The organism is Nocardia sp. NBC_00403 (assembly GCF_036046055.1).
Classification (GTDB): Bacteria; Actinomycetota; Actinomycetes; order Mycobacteriales; family Mycobacteriaceae; genus Nocardia.
The window spans coordinates 1417920-1435898 of record NZ_CP107939.1 but is presented as its reverse complement, the minus strand read 5'-3'; the positions used below and the strand labels follow the sequence as shown (position 1 = coordinate 1435898).

The window sequence follows — 17979 nt, the reverse complement described above, 5'->3', positions numbered from 1 at the left end:
AGACAGACACCGGAGCGCCGGGAAGATTAGCAGGTCCGGTGGCCCCGGGTCACTCAGTACCGGCCGAAAGTGAGTGCGACGTTGTGCCCACCGAAGCCGAAAGAGTTGTTCACGGCGTACTCGATGCGCCCGGCCCTTGCCTGACCCCTGACGATGTCGAGGTCGACTTCCGGATCCTGATTCTCCAGGTTCAGCGTCGGCGGGACGATGGCGTCACGCACCGAGAGCACGGTGATCACCGACTCGAGCGCGCCGACGGCGCCGATGGAATGTCCGAGTGCCGATTTCGGCGCGTACACCGACGCATGGTTGCCGATCGCCTTGCTGATCGCGAGCGCCTCGGCAGTGTCACCGATCGGTGTCGCGGTCGCATGGGCATTGATGTGGTCGACATCGTGTTTGGTCAATCCGGCGCTCTGCAGCGCCCTGGTCATCGCACGCGCTGCGCCGGAACCCTCGGGGTCGGGAGCAACCAGATGGAAACCGTCGGAGGTGATCCCCGCACCCATCAGCCGCGCGTGGATGGTCGCGCCGCGCGCTTTGGCGTGCTCCTCGGTCTCGACGATCATCATCGCGCCTGCCTCGCCGAAGACGAAGCCGTCGCGATCGACGTCGAACGGCCGCGACGCGCACTTCGGGTCGTCGTTGCGCGTACTCATCGCGCGCATCATGGTGAATGCCGCGATCGGCAGCGCCTGTATGGAGCCCTCGACGCCGCCGGTGACAACCATGTCGGCATCGCCCATCACGATCATCCGCCACGCGTTGGCGATCGCCTCCGACCCGGACGAACACGCCGACACCGGCGTCACGACACCGGCTCGGGCACCGAGCTCCAAGCCGACGCAGGCGGCAGCGCCGTTGGGCATGATCGCCTGCACGGTGAGTGGCGAAACCTTGCGGTAGCCACCGTTTTCCATTTTGTCGCGGGCGTCGACGATGGCCTCGGCGCCGCCGAGGCCGGTGCCGATCGCGACGCCGAGGCGGTCCCTGTCCACCTCCGGGCTGCCCGCATTGCGCCAGACTTCGCGGCAGAGGCAGATGGCCATCTGCTCCACATAGGACATGGACCGCGTCTCGGCCCTGGTCAGAACCGCACTCGGCGCTACCTTCAGATGGCCGCCGATACGGACAGGGAGACCGAAATCCTCGATGAAGGCGTCCTCGAGGATGTCGATGCCGCTCTCCCCATTGAGCAAGCCCTTCCAGGTGGAATCGACATCACCGGCGATCGAGGTGGTCGCCGCGAGACTGGTGACCACAACGCTGGGGTAGGCCCCATTCTTGGTGGACGGAATCTGCATATCGCTCACTTTCCTGGCGTCACTTGGGATAAACCGGGAACTGCGCGTCGACGCTGGAGCGCCGGAAGGTCAGCAGTGGCCAGGAGCAGATTCGCCTCCTGCCGTCGAACGGCCATGACGATACCCGGCCGATAGCCCATTGGCATTATCGGTGCGCGCGTCCGGATCTCGGTGCTGGACACGCGGCCGGGTGGGCGGCCGGGTGGGCGGCCGGCACCGAGATCCCGACTCGAGTAACCTGCTGTGCGAGCACGGAGCGCAATCGCCGCAAGCAATCGCTGCTGGTTCGCATTAGCTGCTGGTCCTTTTCGAGCGACCTGCAAGCGATCGCTACGGCCGACCAGCGCCCATCGTGGGATCGCGGAAAGGGATGACTGTGACGCGCGGGCGGATGGTCGGGCTGTTCGCCGGTATCGGCGGGCTCGAGCTCGGACTCGGCACGCACGGCTGGGACACCGAATTGCTCTGCGAGATCGAGCCGGGCGCCCAGGCTGTGCTCGCCGCGCGCTTTCCCGATGTGCCGTTGCACAGCGACATCACCACGCTGCGGGCCATCCCCGCAGGCACCGAACTCGTCGCCGCGGGCTTTCCCTGCCAGGACCTCTCGCAGGCCGGACGCACCGCGGGCATCACCGGTAAACGCTCCGGCCTTGTCGACGAGGTGTTCCGGCTGGTGCGCCGCAGGCGCGGGCCGCGCTGGCTGCTGATCGAAAACGTGCCGTTCATGTTGCAGCTCGGTCGTGGCGCGGCGATGCGGCACATCACCGCGGCGCTCGAGGAGCTCGGATACACCTGGGCCTATCGGGTGGTGGACGCGCGCGCATTCGGGCTGCCGCAGCGTCGGCAGCGGGTGCTGATGCTCGCCTCCCGCACCGAGGACCCGCGCCAGGTTCTTTTCGGCGACGACGCGGGCGAGCGGACCGTCGGCGATCCCGAACGAGATCCGTGCGGCTTCTACTGGACCGAAGGCGTGCGCGGACTCGGCTGGGCGGTGAACGCGATCCCCACCATCAAGGGCGGCTCCGCGCTCGGCATCGCAAGCCCGCCCGCGGTGCGGCTGCCGTCCGGGGAGGTGGTCACGCCGGGCATCGTCGACGGAGAACGCTTGCAGGGCTTCGATTCCGACTGGACCGCGCCCGCAACCGATGCGCCGGGTATTCGGCAGGGGCATCGCTGGAAGCTGGTCGGCAATGCCGTGAATGTCCGGATGGCGGAGTGGGTCGGCGCGCGCCTCGCCGATCCGCTCGGTGCGATTCCCGACGATCAGCCGCTGGCACCCGGCCAGCCGTGGCCGACCGCCGCGTGGGGTCGCTGCGGTGTTGCCCACCGGGTGCCGGTGTCGACCTGGCCGGTGCACGAGCCGTATGAGGATCTCGGCAATTTCCTCACCGATTCCCGGCTGCTTTCCGCGCGCGCGACCGCCGGATTTCTGCGCAGAACCGGTATGGGCAGTCTGCGATTTCCGCCCGGCTTCCTGGCCGATATGGAAAGCCATCTCGATCGAATGGGCGGCTGGGCGGCATGAGTGCGGGCGCTTCGGCACGGCGGCCGACGACCGACGCGGCGACGAGTGCGCGTATGGCGCGGCAGCGGCGCAGCGGAACCAAGCCGGAACTTGCTCTGCGCCGGGAACTGCACCGGAGGGGATTGCGGTATTTCGTCGATCGCGCGCCGCTACCAGGTCAGCGCCGCCGGGCCGATCTGGTGTTTCCCCGGCTGCGGGTGGCGGTTTACGTCGACGGATGCTTCTGGCATCGCTGTCCGCAGCACGCCACCGATCCCAAGAACAATGCGGAATGGTGGGCACAGAAGCTGCTCGGCAATGTGGAGAGGGACCGCGCCACCGATTCGGCGCTGGCCGCGGCCGGCTGGCAAGTGATTCGGGTGTGGGAACACGAAGACGCCGTGACGGCGGCGAATCGGGTGCAGACCGTTATCGAAGCCGGCCGCTGAATGACCGCTGGCGCACCCGGACCAAGGTGCGCGGAGCATGCGCGGCCAGATAGGCCGACACCGCCATGGCAGACATCACAGCGATCCCGCCCAGGGCTGTCGCGAAAGCAATCATGGGAACTCCTTCGATGTTGTCTCCCCCACAGGGTGTCCGATAGACCTGACAGGATCCTGTGCGCGGGTTGGGAATGCTGTACGAGCCATGTTGGTTAGGACACACTGACCGATCGGTGATCACCGGACCGGCAATAGGCGGGACAATGGGTCGGGTGAGTGGTAGCCGGAAGATCGCCGAACGGCACGTACGCGCGGCCTCCTGGTTCATCGCAGCGGCCATCGCGATCGCTGGACTCTGCTATTCGTCGTGGCTGCTGGAATTCTTCCTGCACATCGACGTCGACCCGGTGAATTCTTTCCTCAGCGAACTGGACGCCGAGGGCCGGCCCCACCGGGAGGTATTCGCGATGGCCGACAAGATCGTCGGCGCATTGCTGATCCCCGCGGCCATTGCCGGGCTACTGCTGTTTCCCCGGCGCAGGTTCACCACCGCCGGCTGGGTGGCGCTGTTGTGTTTCGGCGCCGCGACCATCGGCGATGTACTGCTGCCGCTGCGCGACTGCACCCCGCAGGACAATGCCGCGTGCGGCGGAGGCGGCAGCGAACTTTTCCCGCAGCTGCATCAGCCGCACGCGCTGACGAGCACCATCGCGGTGACCGCTATCGCGGTCGCCGCCTTCGCCTTCAGCCTCGCGGCGTTCCGATACCACCGCTGGCGGATCCTGCGCGAGGCCGGTCTGGTTGTGCTGGTGATCGGGTCGGCGGCGACCGTGTGGATGCTGGTCGCCGACAACCTGACCGGCAATTACGCGCTCGGCATTGCCCAGCGGATCCAGGTCGGATCGATGTCGCTGTGGCTGATCACGCTGGCCGCCGCGGTGATTCTGGAGGGTCGGGAATGGACCGACCCGGATAGTTAGCCGACCTGTAGGCGCACCGTGTGGCTGTCGAGCTTCGCGGGCAGCTTGCCGGTGTCCACGAGCAGGATCTCGCCGGTGTCCTGGACACCGTCCGGCAGGGTCTTGGGCTTCAGCGCGAACGGCGGCTGCTCGCCTTTGCTGCCTGCCAAGCCGAAGTCGCTGTCGTTGGCGATGTAGATCGTCTTGCCGCCGTCCAGGGTCGCGATGCCCTCGATTTTGTCGTGCCCGTAGAACTTGCCGTCGGCATTGAGCCCGGTGACCAGTGCCGTGAGATCCAGGTTCTCGGTCTTGGCGACCGGCTTGACGCCCGCCCGGCTCAGTGCCGCACTGCCCTCGGCGGTCGGCACCGTACCGACCAGGGTCTCCAGCGCCTTGCCGTCGATCAGCAGGCCGCCGCGTTCTGGATCGTATTGCGCGCCGGGCACCTTCGACTGCGGGCCGACATCGGTGGCGCCGGAGATGTCGATGGTCCACAGCTTCTTGTTCGATGTGGGCGGCAGCTCGCCGTCGCGTTCGTCGACCAGGAAGGTGGTCGGGCTCAGCGCGGTGATCTCCGAGACCGCGACCTTCGTCTGCTTCGGGTTCTCCAGCGGGTAGACGAATTCGCGCAGCGCTTTGGTTTTCAGGTCGACAGTGACGATGCGGGTCATCGGCACCTCCTTGGCCGAGCCGTCCAGCCCGGGGGTTTTCAGGCCGCTCTGCACGATACCGACGAGAGTGCCGCCGTCCGGGGTGCTGGTCAGACCCTCCATGCCCTGATTAGGGGTGCGCAGCGCAATCTCCTTCGGCAGTCCGGCGCCGGGAGCGAGCCGCTCGATCTCGGCGCCCTCGGCATCGAAATGCACCAGGAACGGGCCGTATTCGTCGGAAACCCAGAAGCTGCCGTCGGGTAGCGCGACCAGACCCTCCGGATCGAGCCCGTGATCGGTGGGCGGCAACACGGTGCCCGCGAGGTCGCGGATGGTTTCACCGGTACTCGCCGCAACATCGACCTGGCCGTTGAACGGGGTGCCGTTCGCGGTGTGCAGATCGATCGAGGACCGCAGCGTGGCGCGGTTGCCGACCAGCTTGAACCGGCCGATCTTGGGAACGAATCCCGGTGTCGGCGAAAGCTTCTCGTTCTTGCCGGGACCGTCGACATTCGGACCGCGGTCGGTGAGGCCGTAGAACTCGTCCTTCGATCCTGGCACCGGCGTCCATGCCGAGCCGAAACCGCTGGCCTGCACGGTGGCACCGCCCATCTCGCCGAGCGGCGGCAGGTCGGTGGTGTACAAACGGACCGCATCGGTTGTGGTGACGCCGAATTCGTCGGCGCCGGTGTAGCCGGGCTTCGGCTGGTAGACGAGCGCACCGTTGGTGCGCCTGCTGAGCGAGCCGTGTTGCGGATCGGCGAAGGCGACGGCGGCACTGCCACCCGTCGCGCCGAGCAGATCATCCAGGGAGATCACCAGCGGCTGGTCCGCGGCCACGGTGAAGTTCACCTTGGGGTCCGAAGCCGAACAGCCTGCGGCGAGCACGCCGACGCACAGAACGGCGACTGCGGCGATGCGAGGACGAGAATGAGCGTTCACGCCTGTCTGCCTACCTTGTCGATCCGACGTTGGAAAGAAGTCCGAGTGACGAGTCGATGCCATGCTGTCGTCATGACTGCTCGTGTGAATATCGCCTCGGCCTCCGAGTTCGAAGACATCGTCGGCTACTCCCGCGCCGTCCGGCTCGGCAACGTGATCGCGGTCAGCGGCACCACCGCCGCACTCCCCGGCGGGGGGGCGGTCGGCGGCGCCGATATCGGCGAGCAGACCAGGGAAGTCCTGCGCCGCATCGCCTCCGCGCTCACCGACGCCGGCGCGAGCCTCGACGATGTGATCCGCACGCGCATCTTCGTCACCGATATCTCCCGCTGGCCGGAGATCGCCAAGGCGCACGCGGAGGTCTTCGGCGACATCCGGCCGGCCGCTTCCATGTACGAGATCAAGGCACTGATCACCCCGGCACTGCTGGTCGAGATCGAGGCCGACGCGGTCGTCGGCGAATAGTCACCGTGATAGCCCCGGGACTCCGCGGTTTACGGGGCGGGGCCGGGCCGGGATCGCTAGGGTCGGCATCGTGACAAGCGATGCTCCGGAGACCACCGTCCAGCTCGACACTGTCGCCGAGGCGACGACCCGCTTCCTCGACACCGCACGCCGTCTCGGCGATAGCGATGTCACCGGTCCTTCGCTGCTGCCCGGCTGGACCCGCGGACACGTACTCGCCCACCTGGCCCGCAATGCCGACAGCCTGGTCAACCTGCTGATCTGGGCCCGCACCGGCAACGAGACGCCCCAGTACGCAAGCAGGCAAATCCGCGATGCCGATATCGAGGCAGGCGCCCCACGCCCGTTGGCCGATCAGCTCGCCGACAACGAGGCGGCCGCCACCCGCTGGCTCACCCTCGCCATGGCGGCGCCGCCGGAGGCGTGGGAGGCCATCGTCCGCACCAGGCAGGGCAGGCCGATCCCCGCTACCGAGGTGATCTGGATGCGGCTACAGGAGGTCGAAATCCACCACGTCGACCTGGCTGCCGGTTACCAACCCGCCGACTGGCCAACCGATTTCGTGACCCGCCTACTTCCCCGAGCCGCCGCCGACCTCACCAAAGCCGCCGCATCGGACCCCGGCACCACCGCATTCGCCATCCACGCCATCGACACCGACTTCACCGCGACCATCGGCGCCGAGGCACCGTCGCACACCGTCAGCGGCCCCGCCACGTCCCTCTTGGCTTGGCTGATCGGCCGGTCCACCGGCGCCGACCTGACCGGCGACCTCCCGGCTCTCCCCGCCTGGAAGTGAAGTGACACAACGCAACAGCGAAGCCACGAGTTCTGGTCGGATGATTCCCGTCAGCACAGCCGCGAGAATCGGGGTGCTGCTCGAACCTGTGTCTCATCGAGTGTCTCGCCACGATCGAGACGTGACCGACTGCATCGAGGAGCTCCCGTCTGGAAGTGACGGAACGACTGAGCCACCACTGCGTGGATTCTCTCGACACGCGACTTTGCTGGAATAGGCCACCTCGTGCGGGATGCGGGCGAGGATGGGGACGGTACATGTCAGCGCACTTCAACGAAGGAGCGTCCTATGACAGTGATCACGCAAGCTCCGCCGAACGGTACGCCCACCTGGGTGGACCTGGGTATTCCCGATCACCGGCGCGCGATGGAGTTCTACGGCGCGGTGTTCGGGTGGGAATTCGGAGAGGAGGGGCCGCCGGAAACCGGCAACTACACGATGTGCCTGGTGCAGGGCAAGCCCGTGGCCGCACTGATGAAAAACTCCGACCCCGACGCCACCGACTTCTGGTGGAATATGTACTTCGCCACCGACGACTGCGACGGCGCGGCCAAACGCATCACCGATGCGGGTGGCCAGATCCCGATGGCGCCGATGGACGTCATGGAGCAGGGTCGGATGGCCATCGCTATCGATCCGGCCGGCGGCCAGTTCGGCCTGTGGGAAGCGCGCGTGCACATCGGTGCACAGGTCGTCAACGAGCCGGGCTCGATGGTCTGGAATGAACTCGTCACCGCCAAGGCGGACGCGGCGCGCGACTTCTACACAGCCGTCTTCGACTTCACGCTGGAACCGATGGCAGGCTTCGACTACACGGTGCTGCATCGCCCCGACCAACGGCCCATCGGCGGCATCCAGGGCGAGCCGTCCGCGCCCAAATCCGCCTGGCTGACCTACTTCGACGTCGCCGACGCCGACGTGACTCTGCAACGCGCCACCGCCGCGGGCGCCACCGTGACGCTGCCCGCACAGGACACGCCATTCGGCCGCATGGCCGGACTGCGTGACCCGTTCGGCGCGGAGTTCCGCATCATCGAGTCGGCCCAGCAGTCCTGAGCCACGGCCGAAAAGAAACAGCCACCCCGTCTGAGGTGGCTGTTTCTCTGTGCGCCTGAAGGATTCGAGCACGGTCCTTGCGGGCCAACCAGTAGGTTCCACAGAACCCGATGGTCCGCAGTTATCGATGAGTGGGAACCTGCTCGTCATCGACCAACCGGAGCCGGCGGGCAAGGTCCGAGACAAACACCCCTTCTGGATCCGCGGCGTCGCGCACCCGCCGCCATTCCTCGAGCCGTGGATACATCGCTCGAATCATTTCCGGCGTGGTGCGTGACTCCTTGGCGAAGTAGAGACGGCCACCAGCGTCCAGCACCTGGCGATCGAGTTCGGCGCAGAACTCGTTCAGCCCGGCCTTCAGCGGGAAATCCAGGCTCAGCATGAACCCCGGGTGCGGCCACGACAGCGGGGCGCGACTGCTCGGCCCCATGCGCTTGAAGACGTTGAGGAACGACCGATGCCCAGAATTAGCGATGGCCCGCACCGCCTCGGCCAGTTGGTCTTCGGCGCCGTAAGGCATCGAGAACTGATACTGCAGGAACCCACGCCGACCGTAGCCACGGTTCCACTCCCCGAGCAGGTCCAGTGGATGAAGGAACTGAGTGATGTTCTGGATCAGGCCCCGGCCCTGCTTCGCGAAGGTGCGGTAGGTGATCGCGCCGCCGATCCGGGTAGTCAGGTTGTTGACCATGCCGTTGGGGAAGACATCGGGGACCGTAAACAACTGCGGCGCATTGAAATGCAGCGGATTGCGGCGAAGTCTGGCCGGTAGCTGATCGACTGTGGCCAGGTTGCCGCGGCTGAACCCCGCACGACCCAGTTTCGCGCCGGTGCTGATCGTGTCGGGCACCGCCACCGAATACTCGTAGCCGTCGTCGGAACCGCCGGTCAGTAACTCCATCGTCTCGTCGAGGTTGTTGGTGCGGTCGCTATCAACGAAGAAGTACGCGGTTTCGGTGTGCTTCATCCTGATTCGGGCTCGCACGACGATACCCGTGAGGCCCATCCCGCCCACTGTCGCCCAGAACAGATCCGCGTCAACGCCGTCGGGGTCCAGCGTCCGTACCGACCCATTGGCGGTCAGCAGGTCCATCGACAGCACATGGTTGCCGAAACTGCCCTGGGAGTGGTGATTCTTGCCATGGATATCGGAGGCGATCGCGCCGCCGACGGTGACCTGCCGAGTGCCCGGAAGCACCGGGACCCAGAGACCGTGCGGCAGAGCGGCCCGCATCAACGTGTCGAGGCTGACGCCGGCATCGACATCAACAACACCGCCATCCGGATCGATCGTGTGGATGCGATCGAACGCGGTCATGTCGACGACAAGACCACCACCGTTCTGCGCCGGGTCTCCATAGCTGCGCCCGAGCCCGCGGGCGATGACACCGCGCGGTCCCGCCTCTCGGATGGCCTTGGCGACCGTGTCGATGTCAGGAGTGGAAAGCACCTGCGCGACAGTCGGTGCGGTGCGGCTCCAGCCAGCCAGTGGACGCTGATCGATCACCGATCCCCCATTCGTGAAATGCACGTCCGCCACCGTAGCGGCTGAATCACATCCTCGACACCGACGCACTTCTCCGCCGCTGCTTGTGCGTTGGATTACCGAGGTACCGAGCGCGCCGACCGGGTGAGTGACGCAGGTTTGCCGATCTAGTGACGCCGCCGTGCCGAGAACGGTTCGAGGGCGGTTCGACGGCATAGGCTCGAGGTGTAGCAGTCAATCCGCCTCGGCTCGAGGCATTTTCGCGGGACCATGGAACGCGACCGAGTAGGCCGCGACAGGAGAGGGGCACAGGATGGAAACCGGCACAGTGTGGCGCTGGAAACCGCGTAACGGTACCGGCGTGATCAAGCTCGATGACGCCGACAGCACGCTCGTTTGGTTCCACCTGTCGGACGCTCGCGGGGACCTCGACATCACCACGATCGCCGAGGGGCTACCGGTCGATGTCGATGTCGAACCGATCCCGCAGGGGGAATACACATGTCGCGCAAAGTCGGTACACCCAAGAGACTGATACTCACCGCCCTGGCCGCCGCCGCAGGCATCCTCGCTGCGGCCACAGGCCCGGCAAACGCCATTCCTGGCTATGCCGACTTCACACCCGGCAAACAGGACTACCGGTACGACGGTGACCACGGCACGTTCACCGGAAGCGCGGTCTACGCGAGTCAGCAACCAGAGGGTGGCAACCGGCTCATCTGGTCGTTGCAGCTCTCGCCGTACGTGCAAGGGCTCATCGTCGGCAACACGATGGCGTGCGGCGCCTATGTCGAGGGCAAGTCCGGATACTCGGACAACCACAGTGCCATCCCGGCAGACTATCGGTGGCATTCGATGGTCCCGGATCTTCAGCTCGACAAGCAGTACAAACTTGTCATGAGCTGCGCGTTCACCGCACAGAACGGGTATACGACCGCACCTGGTCACGCCGACTTTCAGAGGGTATTCACACTGAAGTCCGCCTGACCTTCGGACGCAGTGCCCGCCCACTCGCCCACCCGTGTTGTATTCCTGTGCGTTGGCGCCCGCTCCGACCGGAGAAAGACGGGCATCGGCATCGACCTAATCGATGAGGTGCAACCGGACGCGGTAACCGGGATGGATGCCCTGTTCGAGTGACATTGTCGTCGAACGGTGTCGTCAAAGATGCAAGAAGGCCCCTCCCGGTATCCCGGAAGGGGCCTTCTACCTGTGTGCGCCCGAAGGGATTCGAACCCCTAACCTTCTGATCCGTAGTCAGATGCTCTATCCGTTGAGCTACGGGCGCATGCGGTGTTCAGTTGTTACCCGGCGAACCGGGGTTGTGGCGGAGGCGAGAGGATTTGAACCTCCGGTCCCCGTGAAGGGACAACTCATTAGCAGTGAGTCCCATTCGGCCGCTCTGGCACGCCTCCTGGAGCCTTCTCTTCGAGGGCACCGGTCCTTTCGAACCGCCGAGCATGAAGGTTACAGCAGCTATTGTCCAGATCGCAAAACGCCTGGTTATCACCGTAGATTGCTGTCGAACCAGTCGAAAATCCTGGTTTGCGAGTCGATGAAATCGCGGTCGTCGTCGAGGCCGGGACGATCGGCGCGGTGCGCCAGGCCGGGGTAGCTGATGACGAGGCTGGCCACCGCGGCGCGGGCGGCCGCGTCGCGCAGTTTGTCGACGTCGACGGGCGGGGTGGCGGGGTCGTCGCAACCGTAGAGGCCGAGCCAGGGAGCCTGCAGATTCGGGGCGGCGTTCAGGAGGGCGTCGGCCCGGTCGGTCAGCGGCTCGACGATGCCGGGCGCCGCGACGCTCACCGCGGCGCCGATCGGTCGGTTGGTGGCCACAAGGAAGGCGGCGGTGCCCGCGTGGTCGAAGCCGAGCACGCCGATGCAGTCGGGGAACACACCACGGCGGGTCAGCCAGTCGAAGCAGGCGTCGAAATCCTCGAACAGCTCGTCGCCGAAGATCTCGGCGGCCGGTTCACCGTCGGCCCGGTGGAAAAGGTTCGGCGCGACCACCGTCCAGCCCTCGGTCGCCAGCGCGGCCATGAGCTCCAGCAACGACCCGGTGAACTCACGGGACTCGTGTAGCACCACGATCCCGCCGCGGGCATGGCCCTCCGGCTCGGTCACGGTGATCGGCACCTGTTTCTCGGCCGCTTGTTGCCGGTTGTCCACCGACAATTCCGCGTCTGGATCGAAAATCATGTCGTCGCCACGGCGCAGCGGCGCAATATCGTCATAAGTGCCCGACATGGAACCAGCGTAGGGCGACATGCTGATATTCGCGAGAAATTGCACGTGAGCGGCCCTACCCCACAGATTTTCTGGTGCCCGGCATAGGCTTGGAGCGTGAGCGCGAAGATCCGGCCGGACCTCGATTCCATTCCGGCGTACGTCCCTGGCCGCAACCATCCCGGCGCAGTCAAGCTGGCCAGCAACGAAACGACCTTCGGTCCGCTGCCCGCCGCGGCGAAGGCGATCGCGGAGGCCGCCGAATTGGCCAACCGGTATCCGGACAATCAGGCCACGGAGCTGCGTGCGGCGCTTGCGGACTTCCTCGGCGTCACCACATCGAATGTCGCCGTCGGCTGCGGCAGCGTCGCACTGTGTCAGGAACTCGTGCAGATCACCTGCTCCGCGCCGACCGACGAGGTGCTGTTTGCCTGGCGCTCGTTCGAGGCGTACCCGATCGTCACCCAGGTCGGTAACGCGACCGCGGTGCAGGTGCCGCTCACCCCGGAGCTGGTGCACGATCTGGACGCCATGGCGGCCGCGGTCACCGAACGCACCAAGTTGATCTTCGTGTGCAATCCGAACAACCCGACGGGCACCGCGATCGATAAGGATCGGCTGCAGCGCTTCCTCGACGCGATCCCGAAGCGGGTGCTGATCGTGCTGGACGAGGCCTATTACGAGTACCTGCGGCTGACACCGCAGGTCCGCCCCGACGGCGTCGAGCTCGGCCGCACCCGGCCCAATGTCGTTGTGCTGCGTACCTTCTCCAAGGCCTACGGCCTGGCCGGCCTGCGGGCGGGCTACGCCATCGGTGATCCAGCGGTGATCGCCGCGCTGTTGAAGGTGCATATCCCGTTCAGCGTGAACCGGGTCGCACAGGCTGCCGCGATCGCCTCGCTGGAGGCACGGCACGAACTGCTGGACCGGACCGACACTCTCGTCGCCGAACGCGAGCGAATCCGCGACGCGTTGCTCGCGGCCGGTTACTCGGTGCCGCCGAGCGAGTCGAACTTCGTGTGGCTTCCGCTCGGTGCGCGCAGCGTCGAGTTCGGCGAGGCGAGCGCGGAGGCCGGCGTGCTGGTGCGCCCCTACGGCGCCGACGGTGTCCGGGTGACCATCGGCGACCCCCACGAAAACGATCAGTTCCTGCGCTTCGCCACCGATCCGAGCGTTGCGGCCGAGTTCGGCGTTGCGACACAGTTCGGCTGAGCGCCCGCCGTTGGGCTGAGCGCCCGCGGTTGGGCTAGGCGACGCCGAGGGCCCGCGACACCGTCGGCCACGACCGGGCGAGTTCATCACGCCAGTACGGCCACGAGTGGGTTCCGGTCAGCCGGAAGTGCGAGGTCACCGGGATGCCGAGCGCGGCGAATCGCTCGGCGAGCCGCTGCGTGCACAGATTCGTGGCGGCCTCCAGCGGACCACCGAATCCGATGGTGCTGACTATCTCGGGGTTGTCCGGCGTGTCGTACTCGCCGGGCAGGCCGCTGCCCACCGAGAGGTAGATCGCCTTGCCGCGCAAGGCTTCCGCGTTCAGCATGACGTCGTGGGCGAGCCATGCGGGATCATTCTGCTTGCCGAACATATTGTCGGGCTGACCACGGTAGGTGGCCACGATCGCGCGGGCCTGCGTCTGCCCGAAGTCGGTTCCCATGGAGAAACAGCCGCTGTGCCCAGCCACTGCCACGTATAGCTGCGGCTGCCGGAAGGCGAGCATCATCGCGGCCTCGGCGCCCATCGAGACGCCCATGACCGCATTGCGCCCATTGCCCTCGAATTTCGCGTCGATCAGCGGCGGCAGCTCCTTGGTGAGGAACGTTTCCCACCTATTGGTGCCGAGCACCGGATCCGGCTGCTGCCAGTCGGTGTAGAAGCTGGCCGGGCCGCCCACCGTCAGCACCACATTGACGTCTTTGTCTTCGAAGAATTCCTCCGCGTGCCCCTGTTCGGTCCAGTTGTTGCTGGTCGGGTTCGCAGCGCGGCCGTCGAGCATGTAGACCGTCGGGCGCGCATGGTTGCGCTCACGCGGCAGCAGCACGTGCACCTCGACGTCGCGGCTCATGGCGGGCGAGTCCACGAACACCCGCAACCAGCGATCGTTGATCGGTTCGATGTGGTCGATGGCCGCCCGACGCGCGGGCGTGGTTGTCGGCTCGGCCGGGGCGGGCCCGTCCGCGGATCCGGTGCTGGGCCGCGGCAGATCGCCGGGCGCCGCGGATCCCGAGGACGCACCGATCGCCACCGCACCCGTTATCAGTGCAACACTCACCATGGCGCTGGAGACCCAACGCCGCACCCTGGGCCGAGACAGCATGATCGCCATCCTGCCAGAGATGTAAAGTGGCCGCCGCCGCCATATCAGCGCCGAATCCGGCGGGATCTGCGCCACCTTACAATTCTCGGTCGGCGGCCAGGCTGTGCTGCCAGCGCCGTTCCACCCCGGCGACGCGCCACCCGCCACCGCGACCGCCCAGGTCACTACGAAAAGACCGACGACGATGTAGCCGAGATCACCCGAATCCAGGTTTCACCCAGAACTAGAAACCGACCGGGTGGACTTTCCGGCTGCTGTTGTCTGCCACCAGCTTTCGGGTGGGTGTTGTCGATCGCGGCGAGGTGAGCCGAACCGATCGATCGGACTGCGACACGCCGGATCAGGACAGCACGCCGCAGCCGAGCAGCCAAAACCGTGAATCCAGGCACACGACCAGCACACCGGTCGTACGCTGCTGCACGGGCCTTTTCAGCCGTCGATTGGGACGAGCATGATCGCGGATAGCAAACACCGGCAGCAAGGTCATGCTGCTATGTGCGCCCGCGGCAAACCACTAGCTCGCCCCACACCCTCGGTAGGCCGGCACGCCCGCCACGCGACCACCGCAATCCGCGAGTTATCCCGAGGTCCACCGGATGTCATCGGGATCGACTGCGCCTAGGTGCGCGAATTCTCTGCTCGAAAGATGTCCGTCTGTTTGGCCGCAGTACCTGATGCCCGACCGGAGAAAACTGTGAATCAAGTGTTTCCCGTAGCGTCGCTCCACAAACAGCTCGAAACCGCTACCGACACCGAGTCTTTCAGCCTCGAGCTGCGGCGGCGCATGCATGAATGCGACGAATTCTTCCGCCGGCCCGAACTGGCCCACCTATCGACGCACCGTCGTCGCAGTGCGCTGGAGCAACTAGAGCAGACCGGCAGTTACCAGCAGACATCCGAGGAAATCCTGATCGGGGCCAAACTCGCGTGGCGCAACCACGCCCGCTGTGTCGGTCGGAAACACTGGCGGTCGCTGAAGCTGCTCGATGCGCGGCGAGTGCGCTCGGCCCGGGAGCTCGCAGAGGTCTGCTGGCAGCATTTGCACATGGCCACCAATGGCGGCGCGATCCAGTCGATGATCACCGTCGGCCCGCCGCGCCAGGCCGACGGACGCGAATTCCGCATCGTCAGTCCACAATTGATCCGGTATGCGGGATATCGCAATGGCGACGGCTCCGTCACCGGCGATGCGGCCAATATCGCGATCACCGAGTTCGCGACGAAGCTCGGTTGGTGCGGCGCGCGAACACCTTTCGACATTCTGCCGGTGCTCATCAGCACGCCCGACGAGCCGATCCGCTGGTTCGACGTGCCACCCGAGCTGGCACGGGAGGTCGAGCTCGAACACCCCGACTTCGACTGGTTCGCCGGCCTCGGCCTGAAATGGCATGCGGTGCCCGCAGTTTCGAATATGAACCTGGAAATCGGCGGCATCACCTACCCGTTCGCCCCGTTCAACGGCTGGTACATGGGCGCGGAAATCGGTGCGCGCAACCTCACCGACACCAACCGCTACAACATGCTCCCGCTGATCGGCGAGATGATGGGTCTGGACACCCGCCACGAACGCACCCTGTGGCGCGACCAAGCCCTCGTCGAACTGAACCGGGCAGTGCTACACAGCTTCCGCAGATCCGGCGTCTATATCGTCGACCACCACACTGTGGCCAAACAGTTCTGCGACCACGTCAAGCGTGAAGAGGCCGCGGGCCGCGCCTGTCCAACCGACTGGACCTGGGTCAACCCCCCGATCTCCGCAGGCCTGACCCCCACCTTCCATCGGTATTACGACCCGCCGGACCTCGACATCCGCCCGAATTTCGTCCAACGTAGCTGACCGCGAAGGACGAATGGCCAACTATGGCGGAGACGGAGGGATTTGAACCCCCGGTCGCTCTCGCGACGCTCGCTTTCAAGGCGAGTGCATTCGGCCGCTCTGCCACGTCTCCAGGGTCACGATCGTAGCCGACGGGTCAGCCGGCACGCTCTCCGATCACCCGGTCGATGCACGCGAAGGCCTCGCCGATCGCTTCCAGTTGGGCGGGTGTCAGCAGGCCGACGAAGTCGCGGCGAACGGCGTCGACGTGTCCGGGGGCCGCCGCCTCCAGTCTGCGCATGCCCTCCTCGGTGAGTTCGGCCAGCACACCGCGGCCGTCCTCGAGGCAGGTATTGCGGCGCACCATGCGCTGGTCTTCCATGCGCCGGATCTGATGGGTCAGCCTGCTCCGGGACGAGAGCACGCCGTCGGCGAGCTCGCTCATGCGCAGCGATCGACCGGGCGCCTCCGACAGCAGAACCAGGATCCGGTATTCGGCAAGGCTGAGGTCACTGTCGCGTTGCAGCTGTCGATTCAGCGCTGCCATCAGGCGCTGGTGGCCGTCCATATAGGCCCGCCATGCGCGCGCCTGCTCCGGGTCGAGCCAATTCGGCTCCGCAGGCACGCGAGGGCTGGGTTCGGGATGCACGTTCTCTATTCTAAGCGCGTCTGATCTGGGACAATCCAGGCCGCGTTGAGCTCAGCGCGCGGTCGCGACGAGCGATCGGTCCAACGCGCCCGGACTCGCGCACCCGGAAAGGCCGAGCGCGGAGTCGAAATCGGCCAACAGCACCCGTAGCGCGTGGCGCACACCCGCCCGCCCGGCGATGCCGAGACCGTAGGCCCACGGCCTGCCGTACAGCACCGCCTTCGCGCCGAGCGCCAGCGCGATCAGCAGGTCCGAGCCGGTGCGCACGCCGGAATCGAAAAGCACGTCGGCGCGGTCGCCGATGGTGGCGACGACGGCGGGCAGCGCGTCCAGCGCTGCGATCGAGCCGTCCACCTGGCGGCCGCCGTGATTGCTCACCACTACCGCGTCGGCGCCCGCGTCGACCACCTGGCGGGCATCCTCAGGGTGCAAGATGCCCTTCACCGCGATCGGCAGATCGGTCCATTCGCGCAGCCGGGCGAGGTCGGCTGGGCGCAGGGTGTGGTTGCCGAACACGGCGGCCCAGGTGAGGACGGCCGCCCGCATCGCGTCCTCGCTGTCTTCCGGCGGCGTCGGCAATTTCGCGCGGAAGACCGGATCGGACAGGTAGTTGGCAATGCCCTTGCCGTGCAGGAACGGCAGATGCGCAACCTCCAGATCGCGTGGCCGCCAGCCGAGACTCGGGGTGTCGACGGTGACGATGATCGCCTTGGCCCCCGCGCGCTCGGCGCGGGCGACGAACGAGCGCGCGAGCTCGTCATCGCTGGGCCAATACAGCTGATACCACCACTCGCCCGCCGCCGCGCCGACCTCCTCGATGGTCGAGGAGGCCGCCGTCGACAGCACCGTGCCGAGGCCGAGTTCCTTGGTGACCTCGCCGACGACCACCTCACCGCGCTCGTGCAGCAGTTCGAGCACCCCCACGGGCGCGGTGAGCACCGGCGCGGCCAATCGGGTGCCGAGCACCTCCACCGACAGATCGCGCGCTCCCGGCCCTGAGGTGCCGCGCAGCATCCGTGGCACGATCCGGTGCCGATCGAACGCGCTGCGGTTGGCCGCGGCGGTCCGTTCCGACGACGCGCTGCCCGCCACATACGCGAAGGCGGCCGGGTCGAGCAGCTGCTGTGCCCGCTGCTCCAATCCCGCGGCCGTCATCGGCAATTCGGGCACCGAACCACCGAGTCCGCCCAGGTAGATCTCATTCTGGAAGTCGACGAAGCCGCTCACGGGTGGGACGGTAGTCCGTTCGATCCGTTCGCGCAGGATGCTCGTCGGATTGGGTGCGCCGAGCATGCGGCGCGGTGTCACAACTGCCGAGTCGACGGCTCGAATAGGCCGTCGGGCGCACGGTCCGACGGCGCAC

At 66.4% G+C, this 17979-nt stretch carries 19 protein-coding genes and 3 tRNA genes; 11 read left to right on the top strand and 11 right to left on the bottom strand.

Going from position 1 to position 17979, the window contains the following annotated elements; genetic code table 11:
• Nucleotides 1–53 precede the first annotated feature (53 nt).
• Complete coding sequence (locus OHQ90_RS06120; RefSeq protein WP_328408128.1) at nucleotides 54–1304, bottom strand: KasA/KasB family beta-ketoacyl-ACP synthase; 1251 nt, start codon at nucleotides 1302–1304, stop codon at nucleotides 54–56.
• A gap of 370 nt (nucleotides 1305–1674) precedes the next feature.
• On the opposite strand from OHQ90_RS06120, the gene OHQ90_RS06115 reads away from it, so the two are divergent.
• From OHQ90_RS06115 to OHQ90_RS06105, 3 genes are all read left to right on the top strand, one after another.
• On the top strand, nucleotides 1675–2829 hold the full coding sequence (locus OHQ90_RS06115) for a DNA cytosine methyltransferase (protein ID WP_328408126.1): 1155 nt from the start codon (nucleotides 1675–1677) through the stop codon (nucleotides 2827–2829).
• Entirely contained in the window at nucleotides 2826–3257 is a 432-nt protein-coding gene (locus OHQ90_RS06110) for a very short patch repair endonuclease (protein ID WP_328408124.1), read from the top strand. The genes OHQ90_RS06115 and OHQ90_RS06110 overlap by 4 nt, the downstream gene beginning before the upstream one ends.
• Nucleotides 3258–3526: 269 nt before the next feature.
• The gene (locus OHQ90_RS06105) at nucleotides 3527–4234 is read left to right on the top strand and encodes a DUF998 domain-containing protein (RefSeq protein ID WP_328408122.1); all 708 of its coding nucleotides are present in this window, start codon (nucleotides 3527–3529) and stop codon (nucleotides 4232–4234) included.
• Here the strand turns inward: OHQ90_RS06105 and OHQ90_RS06100 are convergent.
• Complete coding sequence (locus OHQ90_RS06100; protein ID WP_328408120.1) at nucleotides 4231–5805, bottom strand: esterase-like activity of phytase family protein; 1575 nt, start codon at nucleotides 5803–5805, stop codon at nucleotides 4231–4233. The two genes, OHQ90_RS06105 and OHQ90_RS06100, sit on opposite strands and share 4 nt — an antisense overlap.
• A 72-nt stretch (nucleotides 5806–5877) precedes the next feature.
• Here OHQ90_RS06100 and OHQ90_RS06095 point away from each other — a divergent pair, with 72 nt between their 5' ends.
• The 3 genes from OHQ90_RS06095 (at nucleotide 5878) to OHQ90_RS06085 (ending at nucleotide 8125) form a co-directional block, all read left to right on the top strand.
• Nucleotides 5878–6270, top strand: coding sequence for a RidA family protein (locus tag OHQ90_RS06095; protein WP_328408118.1), 393 nt, complete (start codon nucleotides 5878–5880; stop codon nucleotides 6268–6270).
• A gap of 70 nt (nucleotides 6271–6340) precedes the next feature.
• A complete protein-coding gene (locus OHQ90_RS06090) occupies nucleotides 6341–7069 on the top strand; it encodes a maleylpyruvate isomerase family mycothiol-dependent enzyme (RefSeq protein ID WP_328408116.1) in 729 nt (242 codons plus the stop codon).
• 288 nt (nucleotides 7070–7357) lie between these two features.
• Nucleotides 7358–8125, top strand: a complete 768-nt coding sequence (locus OHQ90_RS06085; protein ID WP_328408114.1) for a VOC family protein — start codon at nucleotides 7358–7360, stop codon at nucleotides 8123–8125.
• Between the two features lie 121 nt (nucleotides 8126–8246).
• On the opposite strand, the gene OHQ90_RS06080 is transcribed toward OHQ90_RS06085, so the two are convergent.
• On the bottom strand, nucleotides 8247–9656 hold the full coding sequence (locus OHQ90_RS06080; RefSeq protein ID WP_328408112.1) for an FAD-binding oxidoreductase: 1410 nt from the start codon (nucleotides 9654–9656) through the stop codon (nucleotides 8247–8249).
• Between the two features lie 268 nt (nucleotides 9657–9924).
• Here OHQ90_RS06080 and OHQ90_RS06075 point away from each other — a divergent pair, with 268 nt between their 5' ends.
• Together OHQ90_RS06075 and OHQ90_RS06070 are read left to right on the top strand one after the other, a co-directional pair.
• On the top strand, nucleotides 9925–10146 hold the full coding sequence (locus OHQ90_RS06075; RefSeq protein WP_328408111.1) for a cold-shock protein: 222 nt from the start codon (nucleotides 9925–9927) through the stop codon (nucleotides 10144–10146).
• Nucleotides 10113–10598, top strand: a complete 486-nt coding sequence (locus tag OHQ90_RS06070) for a hypothetical protein (RefSeq protein ID WP_328408109.1) — start codon at nucleotides 10113–10115, stop codon at nucleotides 10596–10598. The genes OHQ90_RS06075 and OHQ90_RS06070 overlap by 34 nt, the downstream gene beginning before the upstream one ends.
• A gap of 228 nt (nucleotides 10599–10826) precedes the next feature.
• Here OHQ90_RS06070 and OHQ90_RS06065 read toward each other — a convergent pair.
• From OHQ90_RS06065 to OHQ90_RS06055, 3 genes are all read right to left on the bottom strand, one after another.
• Nucleotides 10827–10899 (bottom strand) — tRNA-Arg (locus tag OHQ90_RS06065).
• A gap of 37 nt (nucleotides 10900–10936) precedes the next feature.
• Nucleotides 10937–11026: transfer RNA gene (locus OHQ90_RS06060), tRNA-Ser, on the bottom strand.
• 91 nt (nucleotides 11027–11117) lie between these two features.
• Nucleotides 11118–11858 carry a dienelactone hydrolase family protein gene (locus OHQ90_RS06055; protein ID WP_328408107.1) on the bottom strand — a complete coding sequence of 247 codons (741 nt, stop codon included), beginning with the start codon at nucleotides 11856–11858 and terminating at the stop codon, nucleotides 11118–11120.
• Nucleotides 11859–11954: 96 nt separating this feature from the next.
• Here OHQ90_RS06055 and hisC point away from each other — a divergent pair, with 96 nt between their 5' ends.
• On the top strand, nucleotides 11955–13049 hold the full coding sequence (gene hisC / locus OHQ90_RS06050; protein WP_328408105.1) for a histidinol-phosphate transaminase: 1095 nt from the start codon (nucleotides 11955–11957) through the stop codon (nucleotides 13047–13049).
• Between the two features lie 34 nt (nucleotides 13050–13083).
• Here hisC and OHQ90_RS06045 read toward each other — a convergent pair whose 3' ends face one another.
• Nucleotides 13084–13920: an alpha/beta hydrolase gene (locus OHQ90_RS06045; protein ID WP_328412605.1), complete on the bottom strand. Its 837-nt coding sequence runs from the start codon at nucleotides 13918–13920 to the stop codon at nucleotides 13084–13086.
• Between the two features lie 37 nt (nucleotides 13921–13957).
• Between OHQ90_RS06045 and OHQ90_RS06040 the strand changes: the two genes are divergently transcribed.
• The gene (locus tag OHQ90_RS06040; protein WP_328408104.1) at nucleotides 13958–14176 is read left to right on the top strand and encodes a hypothetical protein; all 219 of its coding nucleotides are present in this window, start codon (nucleotides 13958–13960) and stop codon (nucleotides 14174–14176) included.
• Between the two features lie 315 nt (nucleotides 14177–14491).
• On the opposite strand, the gene OHQ90_RS06035 is transcribed toward OHQ90_RS06040, so the two are convergent.
• Nucleotides 14492–14638, bottom strand: coding sequence for a hypothetical protein (locus OHQ90_RS06035; RefSeq protein WP_328408102.1), 147 nt, complete (start codon nucleotides 14636–14638; stop codon nucleotides 14492–14494).
• A 297-nt stretch (nucleotides 14639–14935) separates the two neighbouring features.
• On the opposite strand from OHQ90_RS06035, the gene OHQ90_RS06030 reads away from it, so the two are divergent.
• Nucleotides 14936–15988: a nitric oxide synthase oxygenase gene (locus OHQ90_RS06030; RefSeq protein ID WP_328412603.1), complete on the top strand. Its 1053-nt coding sequence runs from the start codon at nucleotides 14936–14938 to the stop codon at nucleotides 15986–15988.
• 24 nt (nucleotides 15989–16012) lie between these two features.
• Here the strand turns inward: OHQ90_RS06030 and OHQ90_RS06025 are convergent.
• The 3 genes from OHQ90_RS06025 to OHQ90_RS06015 all read right to left on the bottom strand — a co-directional run bounded on the left by OHQ90_RS06025 (nucleotide 16013) and on the right by OHQ90_RS06015 (nucleotide 17843).
• Nucleotides 16013–16100, bottom strand: a tRNA-Ser gene (locus OHQ90_RS06025).
• A gap of 24 nt (nucleotides 16101–16124) precedes the next feature.
• On the bottom strand, nucleotides 16125–16535 hold the full coding sequence (locus OHQ90_RS06020) for a MarR family winged helix-turn-helix transcriptional regulator (protein WP_328412600.1): 411 nt from the start codon (nucleotides 16533–16535) through the stop codon (nucleotides 16125–16127).
• A 132-nt stretch (nucleotides 16536–16667) separates the two neighbouring features.
• Complete coding sequence (locus tag OHQ90_RS06015; protein WP_328408100.1) at nucleotides 16668–17843, bottom strand: lactate 2-monooxygenase; 1176 nt, start codon at nucleotides 17841–17843, stop codon at nucleotides 16668–16670.
• Nucleotides 17844–17979 lie beyond the last annotated feature (136 nt).